Origin of the sequence: Rhizobium sp. RAF56 (genome assembly GCF_052113965.1) — a bacterium.
Lineage (GTDB): Bacteria > Pseudomonadota > Alphaproteobacteria > Rhizobiales > Rhizobiaceae > Rhizobium.
In genome coordinates this window covers 339,747-359,883 of the sequence record NZ_JBFRDU010000001.1, presented here as the reverse complement: position 1 = coordinate 359,883, position 20,137 = coordinate 339,747, and the positions used below count along the sequence as shown (strand labels likewise).

The following is a 20,137-nucleotide window of genomic DNA, read 5'->3' as shown; positions in this document are numbered from 1 at the left end:
GGCGATCGTAGCAGCTACGGATCGCCTTCCATTAGCTCAACGTCAGACCCAGCGGCGCGTCCGCTTGCAATAATGCTCGAATTCGAAGCCGAAGCGGGAGAGCAGGTGCATCTCTTCGCGATGGATGACGACGGCTGTCGTCACGGCGGCGGCGGCCGCAGCCGCTGCGAAGAACCAGAGATTGCCCGTGACCAAGCCGAAGGTGACGGTCAGCAGCGTGTAGCAGAGATAGGTGGGGTTGCGCGTGTAGCGAAATGGTCCGCGCGTCACGAGATGCGTTGCGCGGCGGTAGGTGATCACCGTCTCGCTCTCGACCAGCGTCTTGGCGGTCCATAGGCCAAGAAGAATGGACCCCATCGCTAGCAGGCCGCCGGCAATCCAAGTCATCGGACCGCAAATACAGGGCAGGGGCGAGACGCGATCAAGTACAAGTGCGGTCAAAATGGCCAGCCCGTAAAACAATGGCGGCCAGGGGAAGGTCAGCGGCTTGGCACGAAATGCATTCATTGCACTATCCCGTCATTGCGCTTGCATAGTGCACTGTATTGCGATTCGCTGTATTTGTTCATCATTATTTGCTTGTATTTTGCCTGCCTGAAGCGGCTCGAACAGACTTTGCGCCTTGAGCTGATCGAGCGTGCATTGGCAGAAGCTGCGGCACTGGGCCTCGCTGCCGGATTTCGTGCATGAGACCTGGCATTCGTTGAGATAGCCGACCGCAGGGTCGGGGGTAGGTGCCGGAGCCGCCAGCGAAAGTAAATAGACCGCGCCGAAAAGCACGGGTTGATGCACAAGATAAAAGAGCAGGCTGTGTCGTCCGGCGCTCGCGACAAGGCTCCCTCCGGTGCCGAGCCTGGCGAGACGGTCAAACCAGCCCCTGGCGATGCCCAGCTGAGCGAGGCCGAGGCCGAAGAGAAACGGCGTCAGCCACGGAAAGACCGGCACGTAGTCGTTGGAGCGGGGCAGGGTTTCCGAAAGCCCCAGCCACCAGAACCATGGGGCGTCAAAGAATGGGGCGCGCAGCAGCCCCGGAGAGAGGAAATTCTCGACGAATATGCCTGCAAGCAGGGCCGCCGCCACCAGGAGGCTACCCCAGGAGGGTAGCCGCAGGAAGACAAGGCCGATGACACTGGCGGCCGCGATCGAGTGCAGGATACCGAAGAAGATCCATTCCTCGGGCATAAGGAAGAACGTGACGAGCGAGATCGCCGCTGCTGCCGCAACGATCATGCCGAGCCGTTTTGAGTAGGATTGCCAGCGGATCTCCGGCGTGCTCGCCAGAACCAAGCTCACACCCGCGAGGAACAGAAATGTGCTGGCGATGACCCGGGCATAGATCTTCAGCCAGCCCGTCTCCGCCGTCCCGGCCGCGAGATAGCCGAAATGCTCCAGATCCCAAGTGAAATGGTAGCTCGCCATGGCCAGCAGCGCGACACCGCGGGCGGTGTCTAAAATCCCGACGCGGGGCAATCTCAAAGACGTATCAGTGCTGTCGGTGATGGCGGCCATCAACGGCTTCTCCCAGGCGAATTTCGGCTCTCGGCAAGACGAGGCAAGCCGGTGGCAAATAGGACGAGCGCGGCGGTTTCATGGCATATCCACATCCATGATCGCCAGCCGGGCATCCGAGAAGAACTGACGCCGGAACAATATGACGACGATGAAGGTGCTGGTTCCCATGAACACGTATGGGCTGACAAACCAGCCGAGATAGCCGATCGACAGAAAGATGGCTCTGAGCCCGGCATTGAAGTTGCGCGCGGCAATGACGTTCATGCGAATGACGCGTTCGGCGGCGCGCACCGTCGCGGTGGGGTCGGCTTCCGCGTCCTGCGTCATCGGGATCGCGCCGAAGAGAATGGTGCAATAGTTGAACAGCCGGTAGGCCCAGCCGAATTTGAAGAAGGCGTAGCCGTAGAGGCACGCAAGCCCGGCCACCTTGAGTTCGAACGCACTTCGCCCGCCATTGAAGACGAAGGGGAGGTCGGCGAAAAATGCGTTGACCTTGTCGGTCGCGCCGAGAAGGGCAAAGCAGCCGCCGATCGCAAGGATCGATGTCGATGCGAAAAAGGCGGTGCCGTTCTGGAGACCGGCGAGAATCTGCGTGTCGATCATCTTCAGGTCACGGCGCAGCGAATTGTAGATCCACTCGCGCCGTCGCTCGGTCATCGCCTTGGTAAGGCTCGGCCGGTCGAAGAAGTGGAGGCTGGATGTGATCCAGTTCAAGCCGATCCAGAGGATGAGAAATAGCGCCAGCGCTACAAAGTCGGCGGTCGTCAACAAGGCGGGTCTCCAAAATCCTTAGAGCGAGGAACTGTACCCATCGCTGGCGTCCAGGCAAAGGCGCCTCGCGTTTGCCCTCGGGTGATATTTGCTTCCCCTTGCGCCTGACTGTAATGTCGTTGGCGTGAAATCCGATGTCGGTGGGTCGCCGTAGCCGAAGAGGCGCTTGGCATAGCCTATTCCGATATTCCTCGATCTGCGCAGGTTTCGATGTTCCTTTCCGTATTCGACGTATTCAAGATCGGCGTGGGGCCGTCCAGCTCACACACGATGGGGCCAATGTCGGCCGCCAACCGCTTTCTCGCGCTGATCCTCTCCGACGAGTGGCCGCGGCCCTCGCAGGCGCATGTCGCCGCGATCAAGGTCAGCCTGCATGGTTCGCTCGCCCATACGGGTATCGGGCACGGCACGGGAAGGGCGGTCGTGCTCGGGTTGATGGGCGAACGGCCTGACGAAGTCGATCCGGATCGCATGGACGTGATCATATCCGCCGTCGAATCGAGCGGCCAGGTCACGCCCACCGGCCACCCCGTCTATGCATTCCAGCCGAAAACCGATCTCATCTTCGACAAGAAGGTGCCCTTGCCGGGACATGCCAACGGCATGAGTTTTTCGGCGCTCGACAGGGACGGGCGACTTCTTCTGAAACGCATCTACTATTCCGTCGGCGGCGGCTTCGTGGTCACCGACACCGAGCTCGAGCAGATGCGCGCCAACAAGAAGACCGCCTCTTCCGGCGACAAGATCCCGTTCCCCTTCTCGACGGCCAAGCAAATGCTGGATATGGCCGAGCGCTCGGGGCTCACCATCGCGCAGATGAAGCGCGCCAACGAAGAGAGCCACATGACGCGCGAGGCGCTGGATAGCGGCCTCGATCGCATCTGGGAGGCCATGAACAGCTGCATCGACCGCGGCCTGAAGACCGAAGGCATCATGCCCGGCGGGCTGAAGGTGCGCCGCCGCGCCAAGGCGATCCACGACAAGCTCCAGGAAGAATGGCGCAGCAACCGCATCAATCCCTTGCTCGCCAACGACTGGCTGAGCGTCTACGCCATGGCCGTCAACGAGGAGAATGCCGCCGGCGGTCGCGTTGTCACCGCTCCGACCAACGGTGCGGCGGGGGTCATTCCCGGGACGGTGCGCTACTACCTGCATTTTCATGAGGATGCGGATGAGCATGGCATCCGCGACTACCTTCTGACGGCTGCCGCCGTCGGTGGCATCATCAAGCACAATGCTTCGATCTCCGGCGCCGAAGTCGGCTGTCAGGGCGAGGTGGGCTCGGCGGCCGCAATGGCAGCGGCCGGCCTTGCCGCCGTCATGGGAGGTACGCCCGAGCAGATCGAGAACGCAGCCGAGATAGCGCTCGAGCACCATCTCGGCATGACCTGCGATCCCGTCGCCGGCCTCGTGCAGGTGCCCTGCATCGAGCGCAACGCGCTCGGCGCCGTCAAGGCCGTGACGGCCGCGTCGCTCGCGCTCAAGGGTGACGGAACGCATTTCGTGCCGCTCGACGCATGCATCGAAACCATGCGCCAGACCGGCTACGACATGAGCGAGAAATACAAGGAAACCTCCACCGGCGGCCTCGCCGTCAACGTCGTCGAGTGCTGAGGGCGCTCATCCGCTCAGGGACCGCCGCGCCATCTCGATCCTTTCCAGAAGCCAGCAGTTCGTCATGTGGATGTGCTGCGGTTAAGCCTTGACGCTGTCCGTCAAAAGGATTTGAACGGCGGTATGGCTTTGCATCTCATCAAACTGTGCGTAGGCGCCGACTCGATCGAGGACCTGCGCGAGTGGGTTTCCGAGAGGTCGCTGACCGCGATCGCGGCGGGGCTCGAACCGCATACCACCCACACGACACGGATGGCGCCGAAGAGGATGGACGAACTGCTGGACGGCGGGTCGCTTTATTGGGTCATCAAGGGACAGGTGCAGGCGCGTCAGCGTCTCATCGATATCCGCACTTTCACGGATGGCGAGGGAATTTCACGCTGTCATCTCGTGCTTGGCCCTGAGGTGGTGGAAACGGCGCTGCAGCCACGCCGCGCCTTTCAGGGATGGCGCTATCTGCCCGCAGATGACGTGCCCCGCGACTTGTTGAGCCTCGGCGAGGGCGTCGGCGAGATGCCGCCGGATTTGCGCCGCGAGCTTTCCGAACTCGGACTTCTCTAGATCGTTTCAGATTTCCGACCTATCGATCAGCGCAAGCGCATCAACACCGGCGACTGGCCAGATGGAGAGGTGATGTGCAAGTGGATCCGCGCCTCCGGCTGCGAGTAGCGCCAGGCGCGCGCGCCATGGGCCAGGAGGACGCCGATCAGGTCCTTGGTCTTGCGCGACCGTGACCGGTGGAAGCCGATGTCGGCCAGCCGCATCGCCGCCTCATGCAACGGATGAAGTGCGTAGCCCTTGGGCTTCGCCTTCCCTTCGCTGTCCGGCAAGAACTCCGGAGAATTCTCGTTCATCGCCATGTCATATTCCCCGTAACGCAATACAAATTTACGAGTGGGCCGAAAGACCCAATGAAGTGAGCAGGAAACGACGCTTCCGGCCCTCTTGTATGAAAAGCGAGGCGGCTGAAGCCGCCGCGCCCACTATTCCATACTTGCCCAGCACTTCACGCCTGCCTTCTTGAGGGCCTTGCAGGCATTGGTGGCATCGCGCTGATCTTCGAAGCCACCGAAGCGGGCGCGATAGACCTGCGAGCTGCCGCTACCGAACGCGACCGTATAGGACTTTGCGGAGCGCAGCGCCTTGCCGCCCTTCGCCTTGGCGGCATCGAGCAGATCGCTGGCCATTTCCTTGCTCGGCGAAATCCCGACCTGAACCACCCAGCCGGACGGCGTCTTCTCGGTCTTTTCCTGCTTGGCTTCGGCCTTTGCGACCTTGGGAGTCGTACCTGTGGTGACTGTATCGACTTCATCCTCGTCGCCTTCCGCGTAGGCGGGAGCAATCGACGCAACTTCGGCCTGCGCCGTTTTTGTCGTGCGGGCCTTGAGCGGCGCCGTAGCGGCAGGCTGCGGTGTGACCGCTGCAAAGGCCGCGGCGCTGGAAGAGGGCGGCGCCTCGCGGGTCACGCTCTTGGTAATTTCGGTGTCGGCGACGTCGGCCATACGGGCGGCGGCAGCGGCGACGTTCGGCTGCGCTGGCGCCTGTGCCGGAGGAACAGTCGGCGCGGTCTGCGCAATCAGGTTCTTGTCGGCGCCTGTCGACGCCTTCGGCAGATAGGAGGCGATCAACTTGCGCATCTGATTGTCGCGAGCGGGCGTGGAGGTTCCGCCGAGAACCACGCCGACGATCGAGCGCCCGTCCGCCTGGACGGAGGAAACAAGATTGAAGCCGGCAGCACGCGTATAACCGGTCTTGATGCCATCGACGCCGCGCACGGATCCGAGCAGGTGATTGTGATTGCCGATCACCTGATTGCCGAAGCGGAAGCTGCGGGTGGAAAAATAGCCGTAATATTGCGGGAAATGCTCGCGAAGGGCGATGCCGAGGCGAGCCTGGTCGCGCGCGGTCGTCATCTGCGCGGTGTTGGGAAGGCCGTTCGGATTGCGGTAGGTCGTCCGCGTCATGCCGAGCGCGCGCGCCTTGTTGTTCATCATCCGAGCAAAACCGTCCTCGGAACCGCCGAGGTTTTCGCCAAGTGCCATGGCAGCATCATTTGCGGAGCGGGTAACGACGGCAAGGATCGCCTGTTCGACGGTGATCGAACCGCCGGCGCGCACGCCGAGTTTTGAGGGCGCTTGAGCCGACGCGTTCCGCGAGAAGACGATTGCCGTATCGGGCTGAATGCGACCGGATTCCAGCGCTTCAAAGGCCAGGTAGAGCGTCATCATCTTGGTGAGCGAGGCGGGATAATGCAGCGAATCCGCATCCTCGCTGTAGAGGACGGCGCCTGTCTTGGCGTCAATGACGATGCCGGCATAGCTCGGTCCGGCAGCGGACGCGGCAGGTGCCGACGTGCTGACAGCGGCGAACGCCAGAGCAAAGCCGACGAAAACCTTAGCAATAAACTTGCCGGGATGGGACGAGGATATGGGGGAAACTTGGCTCGGCACTATTTTGCTCTTCGCTTGCATTGATGTTCTCGGTGGTGGAACGCTGCCTCCACACGCTCCGTATTGAGGCAGCATAAGGACTTAGCGTTACCAACAAGTTTATGATGAATGGTTGGTTTCGGCCTCGGGCGACATTTTACCCATCCTTTGTCGCAGGTCGGCCGGCCCGTCCGGCGTCGCGGCCAGGCGGGATTCCACAAACCGCCGAATAGCGGCATCAATGTGTTGCCAATCGGCGAGTTGTGCGCTCGAAAAACGATAGAGGACGCTGAGATCGTTGCCGAGCTTGATGTCGCGCTGGCAATCACCGCTGGTAGCGGCTTCGGGGTGCTCCGGCAGGATGCAGCGCACGACATAGTCCGGCTCGCCGGAGCGCGGCGCAGTGAGCAGGGTTTCGCCGTTGTAACCGGCCTCTGCCCGCAGGCGATGCCCGGTTAGTCCGTGCGGTCCAGCAAAGGCGTCACCCTCAATCAGGTGGGAATAGATCGGTTCCATGCGGCCGGACATGTCGCGCGACATGGTGCTCTGGCTGATCTGCAGAAAGAGCAGCGAAGACGACAGGGAGATATCGTTGAAACGCTGGCTGTCCTCCTCGCGATAGCCCTGCATCTGCGGCAAGGTCAGATAGAGATCGACCCGCTCTGCGGGCCCGTCCTTGCGCTCGCTCGGAAAGCGGATGGTATTGGCTGCGAGCGTCAGCGTATCTGACCCGATGCTCACGGAGATCGGCGTCTCACGGTCCGTGTGACCGCCGAGCGCTATGGTCTGACCAAGTCTATGGCCGCCCACGGTTACAACCGCCGTCAGGGCGGCAAAGGCGGCAACCGCTACCATCGACCTGACAACGAAACGTCTGGAGAATAGCGGCGTCTCGTCGAGCGATATGGAGGGCGGCATTGACGTGGCCATGCAATTGCTCTCGATCCGTTGAAGTAGTGGGACGATCTTCCCGCGGCCTTTGGAGAGACCCCTGACGATGAGTCTCGAACGAGAACAGTGTTGTCGCCGCTATGGTTAACGCCCGGTTAAGCCTGATCGGCAGGATCTGGGGGGGTGTGGTGGAGCCGTTCCTGGGGCTGCAGGAACGGCTCCGGGCACCGGTCGGGACGAGTGGGGACTTCGACCGGGGCCGAGGCCCAGCGCATAGTCCTTTGAACAAAGGATTGCGCACAAATTCAAAGTGTTACTACGTCCCTGGCGTGTGAAGAATGACGCGCGGCGCTGCAAGGCGCCGTGCGATCGAGCGGTTTACGGATTTTGAGGCTTGCGCGCGGCCGATGGGCGGCGAAGGCTTCTCACTTGACGCTGCCGACTGCAACGGCTCTGCCGTCCTGGATCTTTACCCAGCGGACAGGATCCTCCGAGGACTGACGCTTGAGGAAGGTATATTCCGTGTCGGTCCAGAGCAGCACCTTGTTGCGCATGTTGTCGAGAACGAAATCGCCACGGTCGGTTCTGACTGTCAGTAGAGCATGACCCTCGCCGTTCTGCTGCAAGACAACTGTCATCAGCAAGTCGGAGGGCGAAATGCCGGCTTCGATCAGCTGCTTGCGCTTCAGAAGCGCGAAATCCTCGCAATCACCGGCGCGCGTGGGAATGGCCCATTTCTCTTCGACGCCGTAGAGCTCCTTGTCGGTGATCGGCGTGATCGTGGTGTTGACGGTATAGTTGACCTTGAGGATCTGTTTCCACAGATCTTCCGTGAGCGCGAGGGGACCGACGTCGCCGTTCGGGTCGCTGCATTCGGCTGGATTGTCCCGGCAGAATTCATAATGGCCGATGGGCGGAGCCGCATTGCCGAGGATCGTCATCTTGGCGGGTGTCGCGTTGGCAAGGCCGAATAGGCCGAATGTCAGTGCAGCTGCTGTAGCGGCGCTCCGAAGCCAGCATCGAGTGGTCATTGTAGTCTCCCCGTTGTGAGGAGAACAATGACATGGAGGTTTTTATCTCAGGCAAAATTGCGCAATAGAATTAAGGGCTTAGTTTATTCAAATGCAGAGCGTACTTGAATAAAAGACGATGCGAATTTGATTCAAATTTGAACGAAATCGAAAGGGAACGCGACCGCGCCGCCGCCTTCCACCCTACCTGAAACAGTGGCGAATCGCTTGATTTGTCTGTGTTCTTCGACGCTCGGTGCGGCATGGTCTGGCACCGATTAGTTAACGGCCAGCCGACTGATGGAGGTTGTCGCGACGGTGGATTTGCCGGCTTCGCACCTGAATTCAGAGGGTGGCGCGTGAAGCTCCGAGAAAATATTTGAACGTGGGAGCCACAGATTTCTTCGCCGCCAACCAAGAGCGATCGCCAAGTTCGTCGACACGCTGAGGCGACCGACCCTGGCGGATCGGTGTACGTTAGCCGCGAGGTTTGCTAAGGGGTGCGGGGGAGGAGAGTGGCGGTAGCGGCTGGCTTGCGCAATCAAAACTGCAAGCGCAAAAATGCGGCGTCTGCGCCACGACCATCACCATATGTAATCACGTCCGCTATCTGACGCCTGCCGATGAGCCAAGCCAAACTAGAGAAATTCGCGGAGGCTTTCGCGGGATTGTATGGAGATGAATTCGACGGCGACGCCTTCCATGAAGTGGCGCACGATACGGCCGCGGATACTACCGAGATGAACGGCTTGCCCCAAAGGCGGGCGCATGTCGAGGTCGACCGCAGCGCCGGAATAGGAGAGATCCAGGAGACGGCAAGGATGGCTGCTGCCGTCCTCAAGCGTCAATTCCGTGTCTATCGTCTGCGGCATCAGGCGATCGTGACGTCGGTCCTCGGGCAGGCCAAGCTCATGTTTGTTGGCAAGCCAGGTCAGTTGAGCTGCGAGTTTCTCTCGCTTGCGATCGGTGGCGTTGATCGACATGCTGAAGCCGCGACCGTCCAGCGCCATCACATGGCCTTCGAGGCGGCCGAGATGTTCGATGTAGGCGATGATGCGTTCCTTGGCGCGCGGGCGCGCCTGACAGGTGACGTAGAGATCACCCGGCGACATGTCGACGGCGACACAGTCGAATTCCTCGAAGCTGCTCAGCATCAAGCGGCCCTGCATGTTGATGGGCACGCGCTGGAAGGTGCGCTGCGAGGGAGGAGGAATATTGCGGGTGGCCGAATGACTTGACTGGAAGGTGTGCATGAGAAGAGGGCTTCTTGTGGAGGAACTCTTATCTGACAACCAATAGCTGAGATCCGTTAATAGAAAGTTGTCTTATCGGAATTTTCCGCAACGCAGGGCTGACAATGCTTGCGTTGTCATGCGTCGGATCGATGCATGCGCGGCATCGACGCGCTTCGCCGCCGAAGGCCATTCCCCCTCGATTGCGGTGCGTCGGTATCTGTCGGCCGCCGAACAAGGGCGCGGCTGCCGTCGAGCGAAAGGTAGCCAAGGGGCTCGGTACTGAGCCAAGGGGTGGTGGATGCCGGCGCAAGGCATCCGAGGATCCGGTCGCAGATGTCAGGCGCGGAACGCAGCGGCAATAGGACCATTTCGAACGCCATCCGCCGCCCGCCTATGCCATGGCCGGTGGCGTTGATCAGCGTGGGTAGGGCGTGCTCCATGACGCTTTCGCTGATCTTCACCGGGTCGGCCGACTGCTCCTTTGCCCAGAACGATGCGAAACCTTCCTCACGCAGCTCGCGGCCGAAGGCGGTGCAGATCGCGGTCCCGGCAAGACGAAAGCGCGGCGTTTTGTCCTGGCCTGCTTGCAGAATGAAGAGGTGCGGCAGGATGTGCCGAATTGAAGCAGGCGTGACATCTGCTCGCAGCGGCGCGGCGGCCGAGCCGCGAAGCTCGTTCCAGTAGGTAAAGATTTCGAGACTAATTTTCTGGCGCATGACGGTCCGTGTTTCATTGCGGCTCACATTCGCTAGCGAATCTGAGCCTTTCCATCATCCGTAGCGTTTTTCATGCCAAACGGCGGCCGTTAAGGTTAAAGAATGGTTTCGGTTGAGCGCGAACAAGATTCGTGGGAGGAAAGATCACAGCATACAAGTGGGAGTGACAGCACAAACTCATTCGGGACGGGGGAAGAACCTTGGGGTGATGGTTCTTCTTCTGGGGACTCGAAAGCCGTCCGGCAGAAATGCCGGACGGCTTTTTTTTTGATCTTCGCTCCTGTATGTCAGGGTTCCGATCCGTGACCGAAGAGCATGATATGGACAGCGAAGCACTGCCGCCACAAGACCCCGAAGTGGGTGCGGAAGAAGCGCGGCGCCGGCGTCCCGTTTTCAACCTGCCGCCTGTGCTGATGGCAACGCTCGGCCTCCTCATCGGTATTTTCATTGTACAGTCGCTGCTGCCGCCGGCGCTGTTGAGCCGTTTTCTGTTCACCTTCGGCTTCATCCCGGTGCGCTATGTGGTGCCGCTATCGCAGCAGGGGCCGGAATGGCTATGGACGCCCGTTACCTATTCCTTGCTGCACGGGAACGTGGAACACATCGTCTTCAACGGCCTCTGGCTGATGGCGTTCGGCGCTCCCGTCGTGCGCCGGATCGGTGCTGCGCGCTATCTCGTCTTCTGGATCCTGTCGTCCACGGCGTCGGCGTTTTTGCACGCTGTCTTGAATTGGGGCGAAGTTACGCTTTTGATCGGCGCCTCCGGCGTCGTTTCGGCGCTGATGGGAGCTGCCTGTCGCTTCGCCTTTCCAACCGGGCGGTCCACCCTGGCGGCGCATCACAACCCGCGCCTTTCGGTCGTAGCCTCGTTGCGCAGCCGCACCGTACTCGTCTTCATCCTGTTCTGGTTTCTCACCAACCTCTTGATCGCGTTCGGCGTGCCGCTCATCGGCGACGGATCACAGGCGGTTGCTTGGGATGCGCATATCGGCGGCTTTCTATTCGGCTTCCTGCTGTTTACGCCGTTCGACAAGCCGCGCGTCAGGACTTGATCAAGCAGGATTGTATGTGTTGCTTTCTCATGGCCGGTGAGGCACCATTTGCCTTCACAGACTCGTGACGAGAGAGCGGCGCTGAGCCTGTGGACAAGAAGAATTTCATGTCGCTCTCGGCATGGGAGGTTTGAATGTCGACTTTGGTCAAGAACATCCTTGACGTAAAGGGCCGCAGCGTAGTGACGACAGGGTCGGCCACGTCTCTCGGCGAAGCCGCGAAGATTCTTAGCGAAAATCGCATTGGCGCGCTGGTGGTCGTCGCTCCCGACGGAAAGATTGCCGGCATTTTCACCGAGCGTGATGTGGTCAACGCAGTCGCGAAGTCGGGGAGGGAGAGCCTGGATCAGCCGCTAGCAGGGTTGATGACGGCCAAGGTTTACCGGTGCAAGGAAGACAGCACCGTCGACGAACTGATGGAACTGATGACCAAGCGGCGCTTCAGGCACGTACCCGTCGAAGACAAGGGCAAGCTCAGCGGCATCATCTCGATCGGCGACGTCGTTAAATCGCGCATCCGCGAGATCGAACTCGAGACGGAACAGATCAAGGCTTATATCGCGGGATGAGACGAAGCGCGGGCGAGCGCCGCCGCTTTACGGATTTTGCGGCGCGTAGGCTTCCTGCATGCGCCTGATTTCGGGAAGCCGCGCCGAAGCCTCCTCATAGCCGCGCTCGATCGCTTCGCCTGCGCGGTGGAACTCCGAAAGACCGATATCGCTGAGGCGCGGATGGAGTGCCAGATCCGGCGGGTCGCCGGCGAGCCTCGCCCGCGAAATCCTGTCCTGGATGATGTTGAAGGCCTGCACCATGATGCCGGTCATGCCAAGCTTGTTCGACTGGGTCACCTGCTGGCGCTGGATTTCCATAGGGGTCAGCCCGGCATTGTGCTTGATGACCGCTGATCGGCCGTAGAGGTCGTAATTGAGATTGACCGCCACGACGAGCGGCTCCTCATAGGCGCGGCAAACGGAAACCGGGACAGGATTGACGAGCGCGCCGTCGACGAGCAGGCGGTTGTTGCTACGGATGGGCTCGAAAATTCCGGGCAGTGCGTAGGACGCCCTGAGCGCCGTGATCAAGGAGCCATTGGCGATCCAGACCTCGTGGCCGGAGCTGATTTCGGCGGCCACGGCAACGAAGGGGCGGTCAAGTTCCTCGATGCTCAGACCCTCGAGATGTTCCGCCATGCGCTTGGTGAGGCGCATGCCGCCGAACAGCCCGCTGCCGCCGATCGTCAGGTCGAGAAGGCTCGCGATGCGGCGCATGGTCAGCGACCGCGCGAAGCCTTCGAGTTCGTCGAGCTTGCCCGCGAGATAGCAACCGCCGACCAATGCGCCGATGGACGTGCCGGCGATCATGCCGACCTCGACGCCTGCCTCGTCGAGCGCGCGCAAGACGCCGATATGCGCCCAGCCGCGCGCGGCACCACCGCCGAGCGCCAGCGCGATCTTTGCTTTCTTCGGAGGCGCGGGATTGAGCGGCGGGTTGGGGGACTGCGCAGTTGGAAGGCTTAGATCCGCCGAAGAGCGAGCTACATTCGGACGATTTGAACTCCAACTGAGCATTCCGGACTCCTCCAAGCTTTTCGGGCCTTCACGGTAATTAGTGTCCCTTTTTTATTTCGAAATAGTATATTTAGGCAATTTTCCGCCGTATCGCGGAGAAGGCGTGCTACCGCCGGTAGATCGTCTCGGGATCGAAATGCCGCTTGTCGTCCGTAATGCGAACGACCGCCTTGCCGTCCTGCATCTCGACGGATCGGTAAAAACACGACCGTCTGCCAGTATGGCACGTCGCCTCATGTCCGGCGACTTCTACTTTCAGCCAAAGTGCGTCCTGATCGCAATCCGTATGGATTGCCTTGACGCTCTGCAAATTGCCGGAGGTCTCGCCCTTTTTCCAGATTTTCTGGCGGGAGCGGCTGAAATAGTGGGCAACGCCGGTCTCAAGCGTCAGCGCCAATGCATCAGCATTCATGTGGGCGACCATCAGCAGCGCGCCGTCGTGAACGTCGGTGACGATGGCGGTGATCAGGCCGTGATCATCGAAGCGGGGCGTAAAATCGCCCGCGCCCTCGAGTTCGGTCTTGTCTGGAGATGGTGGATTGAACGTCAGGGTCATTATCGGCTCCGCTATGGAGCCGATATCAGCGGCCCCGGACCATGGTGGTGAAGCGCACCTGCTCGGCCGGTTCCGACTTGAAAGCACCGGTGAAGGTGGTCGTCAACGTCGTGGAACCTTGCTTCTGCACGCCGCGCATCGCCATGCACATATGCTCGGCTTCGATCATGATGGCAACGCCGCGCGGGCGCAACGTGTCGTCGATCGCCGCGGCAATCTGCGCGGTCATGGCTTCCTGCGTCTGCAGGCGGCGTCCGTAGATCTCGACGACGCGAGCGATCTTCGACAGGCCGAGGACCCGGCCGCTCGGCAGATAGGCGACATGCGCCTTGCCGATGATCGGAACCATGTGATGTTCGCAATGGGAGAAGAACGGGATGTCCTTGACGAGAACCATGTCGTCATAACCGGCGACTTCCTCGAACGTCCGGCCGAGCACGTCTTCCGGGTTCATGTCGTAGCCGGCGAACAACTCGCGATAGGACTTGGCGACGCGCGCCGGCGTATCGAGCAAACCCTCGCGTTCCGGATCGTCACCAGCCCAACGAAGCAGGACGCGGACGGCTTCTTCAGCCTCCTTCTGCGTCGGCCGATCGTCGAACTGATGCTCGGTCTGCGGAAAGTTCTTTATAATGGCGTCCATAAATATGGTCTCCTGAGCCGCTCTGCGGACATCATTTTTTCGGACTCGCCACTGGTTGTCCCCGATGACGGGGCACTTGTACCTTCGGCGGGCTCCGGGGCGTTCGGGCCGTTTTTCAAAGGCCTTCCTGCACGGTTTCCCATCAAACTTACAGAAGGCCATTGCATTTCCATAGCCTTCGGACGACATACATATAGTAAGGCGCCGTCACTGTGAAAGTGTCCGAATAGGACACGGTGTGTTTTTTGTTAGGATACGCACCTGACGCGCATCGGAGTAAATTCGGCGATGGATGACATCTACAACACCAAGATTCTCGAATTCGCCGGCAATATTCCCCGGATCGGCAGCCTCGTCGGCGCCGATGCGAGCGCCCAGGCTCATTCGAAACTCTGCGGCTCGCGCGTGAAAATCTGGTTGAAGATGGACGGCGATGTGGTGACGGATTTTGCCCACGACGTCAAGGCCTGTGCACTTGGCCAGGCCTCTTCCTCGGTTATGGCGCGGCACGTCGTAGGCGCAACGGCCGCGGAGGTGCGCCACGCGCGCGAAGACATGCTTGCCATGCTGAAGGCCGATGGCGACGGGCCGTTCGGCCGGTTCGAGGACATGCGCTATTTGAAGCCAGTGAAGGACTATAAGGCCCGGCACGCCTCCACCATGCTGACCTTCGACGCCGTCGTCGATGCGATCACCCAGATCGAGGCCAAGCGCGCCGAAACGGTCGAGGCTTGAGACGCCGCCATGTGCCAGTTCTGCTTGATGGATCACGAAGAGGACGATGGAGGTGCGGCCGCGCCGCGCATCAAGCCGCCGCGCGCATCTCGTAACTGGTCAGGCCCATTCCGCAAGACCCCGGATCGGTTGTTTGGCATCGGCCTGGTCCGTCTCTACCAGCTGACCTTGTCAGGCTTCATCGGCAATTCCTGCCGCCATCTGCCGACCTGCTCCGAATATGGCTACGAGGCGATCGCGCGGCACGGGCTTTGGAGCGGCGGCTGGATGACGCTTTTTCGGGTGGCACGCTGCGGCCCCGGCGGCACCAGCGGGTTCGATCCGGTGCCGGAGACGCTCGGGGCCGATTTGCGGTGGTGGGCACCTTGGCGATATTTCCGCCTCTAAGTAGAGCAATCCATTCAAGGCTTTAATATCAAAGAATATTCCGGCCATGCATCGAGGGATGGTGGCAATCCGACATCGCGCAGTCACCGCCGTGCCTGAAGCAAACGGCATTCGAGCTATTTCAGTTGCGGCTCCCCGTGGCGAGCCGGCTTTTTCTTTACTCAGATGGGAAATACCGGTATCAGGCGCCCGTGATCCGCGACTGCGGATCCGTACCATTGACACCACCCGCATTCGTTGGCGGGACTGGACAAGGAGAATTCGATGTCCGAAGCCGTTTCCCTCACATTTCCCGATGGTTCCGTGCGTGGCTTTGCGGCCGGCACGACCGGGCGCGATGTCGCCGAATCCATTTCCAAGTCGTTGGCCAAGAAGGCCGTCGCGATTGCGATCGATGGGGTCGTCCGCGATCTCTCCGACCCGGTGAAGACCGGCGCGATCGAGATCGTCACGCGTAGCGATGCCCGCGCACTGGAACTGATCCGGCATGACGCGGCGCATGTGATGGCCGAAGCGGTGCAGGAACTGTGGCCGGGTACGCAGGTGACGATCGGCCCGGTCATCGAGAACGGCTTTTACTACGATTTTGCCAAGAACGAGCCGTTCACGCCGGATGATCTGCCGGTCATCGAAAAGAGGATGCGCGAGATCATCCAGCGCAACAAAGCGTTCACCAAAGAGGTCTGGTCGCGCGAGAAGGCCAAAGAAGTATTTGCCGCAAAAGGCGAGAGCTACAAGGTCGAGCTGGTTGACGCTATCCCCGAAGGGCAGGACCTGAAGATCTACTACCAGGGCGACTGGTTCGATCTCTGCCGTGGCCCGCATATGGCCTCCACCGGCCAGATCGGCACCGCGTTTAAACTGATGAAGGTCGCGGGCGCCTATTGGCGCGGCGATTCCAACAATCCGATGCTGACCCGCATTTACGGTACGGCCTTTGCCGAGCAGGCAGAGCTCGACAACTACCTGCATGTGCTGGCCGAAGCCGAGAAGCGCGATCACCGCCGCTTGGGCCGCGAAATGGATCTCTTCCACTTCCAGGAGGAGGGCCCCGGCGTCGTCTTCTGGCATGGCAAGGGCTGGCGGATGTTCCAGACGCTGGTCTCCTATATGCGCCGCCGGCTCGCGGCCGACTACCAGGAAGTCAATGCGCCGCAGGTGCTCGATAAGTCGCTGTGGGAAACCTCAGGCCACTGGGGCTGGTATCGCGACAATATGTTCAAGGTCACCGTCGCTGGCGACGAGACCGATGACGACCGCGTCTTCGCATTGAAGCCGATGAACTGCCCCGGCCATGTGCAGATCTTCAAGCACGGTCTGAAGTCTTACCGCGAACTGCCTATCCGCCTTGCGGAATTTGGAACCGTCCATCGCTACGAACCATCGGGCGCTTTGCATGGGCTGATGCGCGTGCGCGGCTTCACGCAGGACGACGCCCATATCTTCTGCACCGACGAGCAGATGGCTGCCGAATGCTTGAAAATCAATGACCTGATCCTGTCCGTCTACAAGGATTTCGGCTTCGATGAGATCACCATCAAGCTCTCGACGCGCCCCGACAAGCGCGTCGGCTCGGACGATCTCTGGGATCGTGCCGAAAGCGTTATGACCGAGGTGCTGGAGACGATCCAGCAGCAGTCGAACAACATCAAGACCGGGATTCTGCCGGGCGAGGGCGCGTTTTACGGTCCGAAGTTCGAATACACGCTGAAGGACGCCATCGGGCGCGAATGGCAGTGCGGCACCACGCAGGTCGATTTCAACCTGCCGGAACGCTTCGGTGCCTTCTACATCGACCAGCACTCTGAAAAGACGCAGCCGGTGATGATCCACCGCGCCATCTGCGGCTCGATGGAACGCTTCCTCGGCATCCTGATCGAGAACTTCGCCGGGCATCTGCCGCTGTGGATTTCGCCGCAGCAGGTGGTCGTGGCGACGATCACCTCCGAAGCGGACGTTTACGGCTTGGAAGTGGCCGAGGCGCTGCGCGAGGCCGGCCTCAATGTCGAAACCGATTTCCGCAACGAGAAGATCAACTACAAGATCCGCGAACATTCGGTCACGAAGGTTCCGGTGATCATCGTTTGCGGCAAGAAGGAAGCGGAAGAGCGCTCGGTGAATATTCGCCGTCTTGGCTCTCAGGCGCAAACGCCGATGTCGCTGGATGAGGCGATCGCCGCGCTGGCGCTGGAAGCAACGCCTCCGGATATTCGCCGCAAGAACGAAGCCAAGCAGGCGAAAGCCGCTTAAAACCCTGATAACAAGACTGACGGCGCCACGCGCCGTCAGATAATTGTCACAGACTTGTAATATAGCGCGTTGACGGTTGAGGAGCGGTCGGGGTCCGACGTAGATTTCCATTGAAAGAATTCACCTACGCCAATGAACGCGACCCGCGCATCAAGCGCTGGCTGATCCGCTCGATCGAAGGTCTGTCCGGCCGCGATCGCTATGCGCGCCTCTATGACATCTGGCGCAGCGACATCGTCGGCAAGAGCGAGCGGGTGTTCGGCAAGATGCTCGACCTGATCGATGTTCGCATGGACGTGCGCGGCGAATGGCCGCCGCGCGAGATGCCGGACGCACCGATCGTCATCGTCGCGAACCATCCCTTCGGCATCGGCGACGGCATCGCGGTGCTGGCGCTTGCCGAGCAACTCGGTCGCCCCTTCAAGGTGCTCATCAACAACGAACTCCTGAAAGTGCCTGAAATGGCCGACTATTCGCTCCCGGTCTCCTTCGAGGAAACCAAGGAGGCGATGGCGATCAACATGCAGACGCGGCATGAGGCGGTACGGTTGTTGAAGGAAGGCGTGACCATCATCGTCTTTCCCGCCGGTGGCGTCGCCACCGCCAGGAAAGGCTTCGGCCGCGCCGAGGACCTGCCGTGGAAGATATTCCCGGCCAAGCTCATCCAGGCCGCCAAGGCGAGCGTTATTCCGGTCTATTTCGAGGGCCAGAACGGCCGGCTTTTCCATCTCGCCAGCAAACTCTCGATGACGCTGCGCATATCGCTGCTGATCCGTGAATTCCGAAGGCTCTCCGGCAGCACGATCACCTCGCACATCGGCAATGTCATCAGTTGGGAAGCCTTAAGCGGCGGCGCCGATCGCAAGGATTTGCTGTCGAGGCTCTACAGCGCCGTATTCTCCATGGCCCCACCCAGGCGACAGTTTCGCAGACGTCCGGCCTGACGCATCGCCATTCGACACGCGTCGGGCATCAATCCATGCTGCTATCGTCGCTCGTGGGCATCTGCTGCTCTTCCTGCGTCGGCTGCACGGCGACAGGCGGCTGGGCTTTGTTCTGCGGCACTTGTTCCGGCACTTGCTGGGCGACCGGTTGGTCCTCCGGCTCGGGCACTTCCTGCGGCTGCTGAGCCTTCATCAGCACTTCGATATCGGTGTTCTTGCCGGCGTGTACGGTAAAGTCGCGTTGGTAGATCTTGTCTTTGTTCCGGGCGACCGCAGTGTATCGGCCCTCCGCGAGAACCATGGTCGGAAACGCGCTCAGGCTTTCGCCGACGATATCGCCGGCCGAAGTGAGGATCGACCAGGCGGTATCGGCGATCGCCTCGCTTCCAGTTTCGGCGACCAGTTTGAAGATGATCTTCGCAGCCTTGTGCTGGATCGTCGCCTCGGTGACCTTTCCGGCCTCGACCTGGATATCGGCGCGGATAACGGCATTGATATCGCCATATTCGGAAACGATGTGATAGGTGCCGGCGCTGAGGCCGAGAAGCGTATTCGGCTTGACCTCTTCCATCACCAGCCCGCGTTCGCCGTCCTCCTTCACGTCGTTGGAATAGACGGAGAAGCTGAGCTCTTCCGGCGGGATGCGGACGTCGGACCCGGAGACGGCATTGAGCACCATGCCGCCGGCATCCAGCACCATGACCTGTTTTTGCGTCTCGCCCGTCGTAGGGACGCTGAGCTTTTTGGTGACGCCCGCGCGACCGAAGGAGACGTTGACGAAATAGTCGCCCGGCGCGAGCTGAAACGCGGCCGATCCGCCTTCCGAGCTTGCCACGAGCGGCAGCTTGCCGTCGGCGCCGGAGATCGGGCTGAAGACATACCAGTGCAGGCCCTGCTGCACCGGCGCGCCATCCGCTGTCAGCTTGGCCTGCAGTGCAACGTCACGCAGCGCCGCGGCGTTCTTGGCCGCGCCCGGCGCCAGAAACGCATTGAGCTTCGGCATTTTCTTGGAGGTGTTGTCGAGCTGCTTGAATTCCTTGAAGGCATCCTGAGCGGACGCGCCTGTCGCAACGCATGCGACGATTGCAATGGCCAAGCGAAGCTGGGCTAGGAGCGGAATGCCTGACATGAATAGCGACCGATTGACTTCCTGAGTAACAGAGGCCACTTCAAGACCAATGCCATGGCAAATTCAAGACCACTCGTCCTTGCACATACCAAAATGAGGCAATCATTCGATGAAATCCGATATTAAGCTGATCGACTATCTGGCGATCCGGCGCTCCATTCCCGCGTTTCAGATGTCCGAGCCCGGCCCTCCGAGGGCGGAGGTCGAGGAAATCCTGCGATTGGCTTCGCGCGTGCCTGACCATGGCAAGATCGCGCCGTGGCGTTTCATCGTCTATCGTGGCGAAGAACGCGTGCGTATCGGCGAAGAGCTATTGAAGCTTGCGATCGCCGCGAAGCCCGACCTTTCCGAGGAGATGATCGGCGTCGAGCGCAGCCGCTTCACCCGAGCACCCGTCGTGGTCGCCGTAGTCAGCAAGGCTGGACCCCACTTCAAGATCCCGGAATGGGAGCAGTTGATGTCGGCGGGCGCTCTTTGCCTCAATATGCTGATGTCGGCCAATGCCCATGGCTATGTCTCGAACTGGCTGACGGAGTGGTATGCCTACGACGAGCGTGCCTATCCGCTGCTTGGCGTGCAGCCGGGAGAAAAAGTAGCCGGCTTCATTCACATAGGCTCCAGCGACTTTCCACCCATCGAGCGGCCGCGGCCGGAACTGGCGGAGACGGTGACCTGGGTTGGAGGCGAGTAGCCGC

At 60.6% G+C, this 20,137-nt stretch carries 22 protein-coding genes; 9 read left to right on the top strand and 13 right to left on the bottom strand.

Going from position 1 to position 20,137, the window contains the following annotated elements; translation table 11 throughout:
• Window positions 1-42: 42 nt before the first annotated feature.
• From AB4048_RS01645 to AB4048_RS01635, 3 genes are all read right to left on the bottom strand, one after another.
• Window positions 43-507, bottom strand: coding sequence for a methyltransferase family protein (locus tag AB4048_RS01645; protein ID WP_442200156.1), 465 nt, complete (start codon window positions 505-507; stop codon window positions 43-45).
• A 12-nt stretch (window positions 508-519) separates the two neighbouring features.
• The gene (locus AB4048_RS01640) at window positions 520-1,509 is read right to left on the bottom strand and encodes a heparan-alpha-glucosaminide N-acetyltransferase (protein WP_442200155.1); all 990 of its coding nucleotides are present in this window, start codon (window positions 1,507-1,509) and stop codon (window positions 520-522) included.
• Between the two features lie 78 nt (window positions 1,510-1,587).
• Entirely contained in the window at window positions 1,588-2,280 is a 693-nt protein-coding gene (locus tag AB4048_RS01635) for a DUF599 domain-containing protein (protein WP_442200218.1), read from the bottom strand.
• Window positions 2,281-2,493: 213 nt separating this feature from the next.
• Between AB4048_RS01635 and AB4048_RS01630 the strand changes: the two genes are divergently transcribed.
• Together AB4048_RS01630 and AB4048_RS01625 are read left to right on the top strand one after the other, a co-directional pair.
• A complete protein-coding gene (locus AB4048_RS01630; RefSeq protein ID WP_442200154.1) occupies window positions 2,494-3,897 on the top strand; it encodes an L-serine ammonia-lyase in 1,404 nt (467 codons plus the stop codon).
• Between the two features lie 123 nt (window positions 3,898-4,020).
• A complete protein-coding gene (locus tag AB4048_RS01625; protein ID WP_442200153.1) occupies window positions 4,021-4,458 on the top strand; it encodes a DUF1489 family protein in 438 nt (145 codons plus the stop codon).
• 26 nt (window positions 4,459-4,484) lie between these two features.
• Here AB4048_RS01625 and AB4048_RS01620 read toward each other — a convergent pair whose 3' ends face one another.
• The 6 genes from AB4048_RS01620 to AB4048_RS01595 form a co-directional block, all read right to left on the bottom strand.
• Window positions 4,485-4,757: a hypothetical protein gene (locus AB4048_RS01620; protein ID WP_442200152.1), complete on the bottom strand. Its 273-nt coding sequence runs from the start codon at window positions 4,755-4,757 to the stop codon at window positions 4,485-4,487.
• Window positions 4,758-4,880: 123 nt separating this feature from the next.
• Window positions 4,881-6,368, bottom strand: a complete 1,488-nt coding sequence (locus AB4048_RS01615) for an SPOR domain-containing protein (protein ID WP_442200151.1) — start codon at window positions 6,366-6,368, stop codon at window positions 4,881-4,883.
• A 78-nt stretch (window positions 6,369-6,446) separates the two neighbouring features.
• The gene (locus AB4048_RS01610) at window positions 6,447-7,256 is read right to left on the bottom strand and encodes a hypothetical protein (RefSeq protein ID WP_442200150.1); all 810 of its coding nucleotides are present in this window, start codon (window positions 7,254-7,256) and stop codon (window positions 6,447-6,449) included.
• 386 nt (window positions 7,257-7,642) lie between these two features.
• Window positions 7,643-8,248, bottom strand: coding sequence for a transglutaminase-like cysteine peptidase (locus AB4048_RS01605; protein WP_442200149.1), 606 nt, complete (start codon window positions 8,246-8,248; stop codon window positions 7,643-7,645).
• A 617-nt stretch (window positions 8,249-8,865) separates the two neighbouring features.
• Complete coding sequence (locus tag AB4048_RS01600) at window positions 8,866-9,480, bottom strand: PilZ domain-containing protein (RefSeq protein WP_442200148.1); 615 nt, start codon at window positions 9,478-9,480, stop codon at window positions 8,866-8,868.
• Window positions 9,481-9,596: 116 nt separating this feature from the next.
• Window positions 9,597-10,178, bottom strand: coding sequence for a PAS domain-containing protein (locus AB4048_RS01595; protein WP_442200147.1), 582 nt, complete (start codon window positions 10,176-10,178; stop codon window positions 9,597-9,599).
• Window positions 10,179-10,498: 320 nt separating this feature from the next.
• Here AB4048_RS01595 and AB4048_RS01590 point away from each other — a divergent pair, with 320 nt between their 5' ends.
• Entirely contained in the window at window positions 10,499-11,230 is a 732-nt protein-coding gene (locus AB4048_RS01590) for a rhomboid family intramembrane serine protease (RefSeq protein WP_442200146.1), read from the top strand.
• A 134-nt stretch (window positions 11,231-11,364) separates the two neighbouring features.
• Complete coding sequence (locus AB4048_RS01585; RefSeq protein WP_442200145.1) at window positions 11,365-11,799, top strand: CBS domain-containing protein; 435 nt, start codon at window positions 11,365-11,367, stop codon at window positions 11,797-11,799.
• Window positions 11,800-11,826: 27 nt separating this feature from the next.
• Here AB4048_RS01585 and AB4048_RS01580 read toward each other — a convergent pair whose 3' ends face one another.
• The 3 genes from AB4048_RS01580 to folE form a co-directional block, all read right to left on the bottom strand.
• Window positions 11,827-12,798 (bottom strand): patatin-like phospholipase family protein, encoded by a 972-nt coding sequence (locus AB4048_RS01580; protein WP_442200144.1) that lies wholly within the window; start codon window positions 12,796-12,798, stop codon window positions 11,827-11,829.
• A gap of 106 nt (window positions 12,799-12,904) precedes the next feature.
• Window positions 12,905-13,357, bottom strand: coding sequence for a phosphoribosyl-AMP cyclohydrolase (hisI, locus tag AB4048_RS01575; protein ID WP_442200217.1), 453 nt, complete (start codon window positions 13,355-13,357; stop codon window positions 12,905-12,907).
• A 22-nt stretch (window positions 13,358-13,379) separates the two neighbouring features.
• The gene (folE, locus tag AB4048_RS01570) at window positions 13,380-13,997 is read right to left on the bottom strand and encodes a GTP cyclohydrolase I FolE (protein ID WP_442200143.1); all 618 of its coding nucleotides are present in this window, start codon (window positions 13,995-13,997) and stop codon (window positions 13,380-13,382) included.
• Window positions 13,998-14,285: 288 nt separating this feature from the next.
• On the opposite strand from folE, the gene AB4048_RS01565 reads away from it, so the two are divergent.
• The 4 genes from AB4048_RS01565 (at window position 14,286) to AB4048_RS01550 (ending at window position 18,313) form a co-directional block, all read left to right on the top strand.
• A complete protein-coding gene (locus tag AB4048_RS01565; RefSeq protein WP_442200142.1) occupies window positions 14,286-14,732 on the top strand; it encodes an iron-sulfur cluster assembly scaffold protein in 447 nt (148 codons plus the stop codon).
• Window positions 14,733-14,741: 9 nt separating this feature from the next.
• Entirely contained in the window at window positions 14,742-15,119 is a 378-nt protein-coding gene (gene yidD, locus AB4048_RS01560) for a membrane protein insertion efficiency factor YidD (protein WP_442200141.1), read from the top strand.
• A 264-nt stretch (window positions 15,120-15,383) separates the two neighbouring features.
• Window positions 15,384-17,369, top strand: a complete 1,986-nt coding sequence (thrS, locus tag AB4048_RS01555; RefSeq protein ID WP_442200140.1) for a threonine--tRNA ligase — start codon at window positions 15,384-15,386, stop codon at window positions 17,367-17,369.
• A gap of 110 nt (window positions 17,370-17,479) precedes the next feature.
• Window positions 17,480-18,313 (top strand): lysophospholipid acyltransferase family protein, encoded by an 834-nt coding sequence (locus AB4048_RS01550; RefSeq protein WP_442200139.1) that lies wholly within the window; start codon window positions 17,480-17,482, stop codon window positions 18,311-18,313.
• Window positions 18,314-18,341: 28 nt separating this feature from the next.
• Here the strand turns inward: AB4048_RS01550 and AB4048_RS01545 are convergent, their stop codons facing one another.
• The gene (locus tag AB4048_RS01545; protein WP_442200138.1) at window positions 18,342-19,442 is read right to left on the bottom strand and encodes a hypothetical protein; all 1,101 of its coding nucleotides are present in this window, start codon (window positions 19,440-19,442) and stop codon (window positions 18,342-18,344) included.
• 109 nt (window positions 19,443-19,551) lie between these two features.
• Between AB4048_RS01545 and AB4048_RS01540 the strand changes: the two genes are divergently transcribed.
• A complete protein-coding gene (locus tag AB4048_RS01540) occupies window positions 19,552-20,133 on the top strand; it encodes a nitroreductase family protein (RefSeq protein ID WP_442200137.1) in 582 nt (193 codons plus the stop codon).
• The last annotated feature ends 4 nt before the right edge of the window (window positions 20,134-20,137 follow it).

What these genes read in the sequence shown, in the direction of transcription:
- AB4048_RS01645 (WP_442200156.1), bottom strand. Translation starts at nt 507, where the DNA reads ATGAATGCATTTCGTGCCAAGCCGCTGACCTTCCCCTGGCCGCCATTG.
- AB4048_RS01640 (WP_442200155.1), bottom strand. Translation starts at nt 1,509, where the DNA reads ATGGCCGCCATCACCGACAGCACTGATACGTCTTTGAGATTGCCCCGC.
- AB4048_RS01630 (WP_442200154.1), top strand. Translation starts at nt 2,494, where the DNA reads ATGTTCCTTTCCGTATTCGACGTATTCAAGATCGGCGTGGGGCCGTCC.
- AB4048_RS01625 (WP_442200153.1), top strand. Translation starts at nt 4,021, where the DNA reads ATGGCTTTGCATCTCATCAAACTGTGCGTAGGCGCCGACTCGATCGAG.
- AB4048_RS01620 (WP_442200152.1), bottom strand. Translation starts at nt 4,757, where the DNA reads ATGGCGATGAACGAGAATTCTCCGGAGTTCTTGCCGGACAGCGAAGGG.
- AB4048_RS01615 (WP_442200151.1), bottom strand. Translation starts at nt 6,368, where the DNA reads ATGCAAGCGAAGAGCAAAATAGTGCCGAGCCAAGTTTCCCCCATATCC.
- AB4048_RS01610 (WP_442200150.1), bottom strand. Translation starts at nt 7,256, where the DNA reads ATGGCCACGTCAATGCCGCCCTCCATATCGCTCGACGAGACGCCGCTA.
- AB4048_RS01605 (WP_442200149.1), bottom strand. Translation starts at nt 8,248, where the DNA reads ATGACCACTCGATGCTGGCTTCGGAGCGCCGCTACAGCAGCTGCACTG.
- AB4048_RS01600 (WP_442200148.1), bottom strand. Translation starts at nt 9,480, where the DNA reads ATGCACACCTTCCAGTCAAGTCATTCGGCCACCCGCAATATTCCTCCT.
- AB4048_RS01595 (WP_442200147.1), bottom strand. Translation starts at nt 10,178, where the DNA reads ATGCGCCAGAAAATTAGTCTCGAAATCTTTACCTACTGGAACGAGCTT.
- AB4048_RS01590 (WP_442200146.1), top strand. Translation starts at nt 10,499, where the DNA reads ATGGACAGCGAAGCACTGCCGCCACAAGACCCCGAAGTGGGTGCGGAA.
- AB4048_RS01585 (WP_442200145.1), top strand. Translation starts at nt 11,365, where the DNA reads ATGTCGACTTTGGTCAAGAACATCCTTGACGTAAAGGGCCGCAGCGTA.
- AB4048_RS01580 (WP_442200144.1), bottom strand. Translation starts at nt 12,798, where the DNA reads ATGCTCAGTTGGAGTTCAAATCGTCCGAATGTAGCTCGCTCTTCGGCG.
- folE (WP_442200143.1), bottom strand. Translation starts at nt 13,997, where the DNA reads ATGGACGCCATTATAAAGAACTTTCCGCAGACCGAGCATCAGTTCGAC.
- AB4048_RS01565 (WP_442200142.1), top strand. Translation starts at nt 14,286, where the DNA reads ATGGATGACATCTACAACACCAAGATTCTCGAATTCGCCGGCAATATT.
- yidD (WP_442200141.1), top strand. Translation starts at nt 14,742, where the DNA reads ATGTGCCAGTTCTGCTTGATGGATCACGAAGAGGACGATGGAGGTGCG.
- thrS (WP_442200140.1), top strand. Translation starts at nt 15,384, where the DNA reads ATGTCCGAAGCCGTTTCCCTCACATTTCCCGATGGTTCCGTGCGTGGC.
- AB4048_RS01545 (WP_442200138.1), bottom strand. Translation starts at nt 19,442, where the DNA reads ATGTCAGGCATTCCGCTCCTAGCCCAGCTTCGCTTGGCCATTGCAATC.
- AB4048_RS01540 (WP_442200137.1), top strand. Translation starts at nt 19,552, where the DNA reads ATGAAATCCGATATTAAGCTGATCGACTATCTGGCGATCCGGCGCTCC.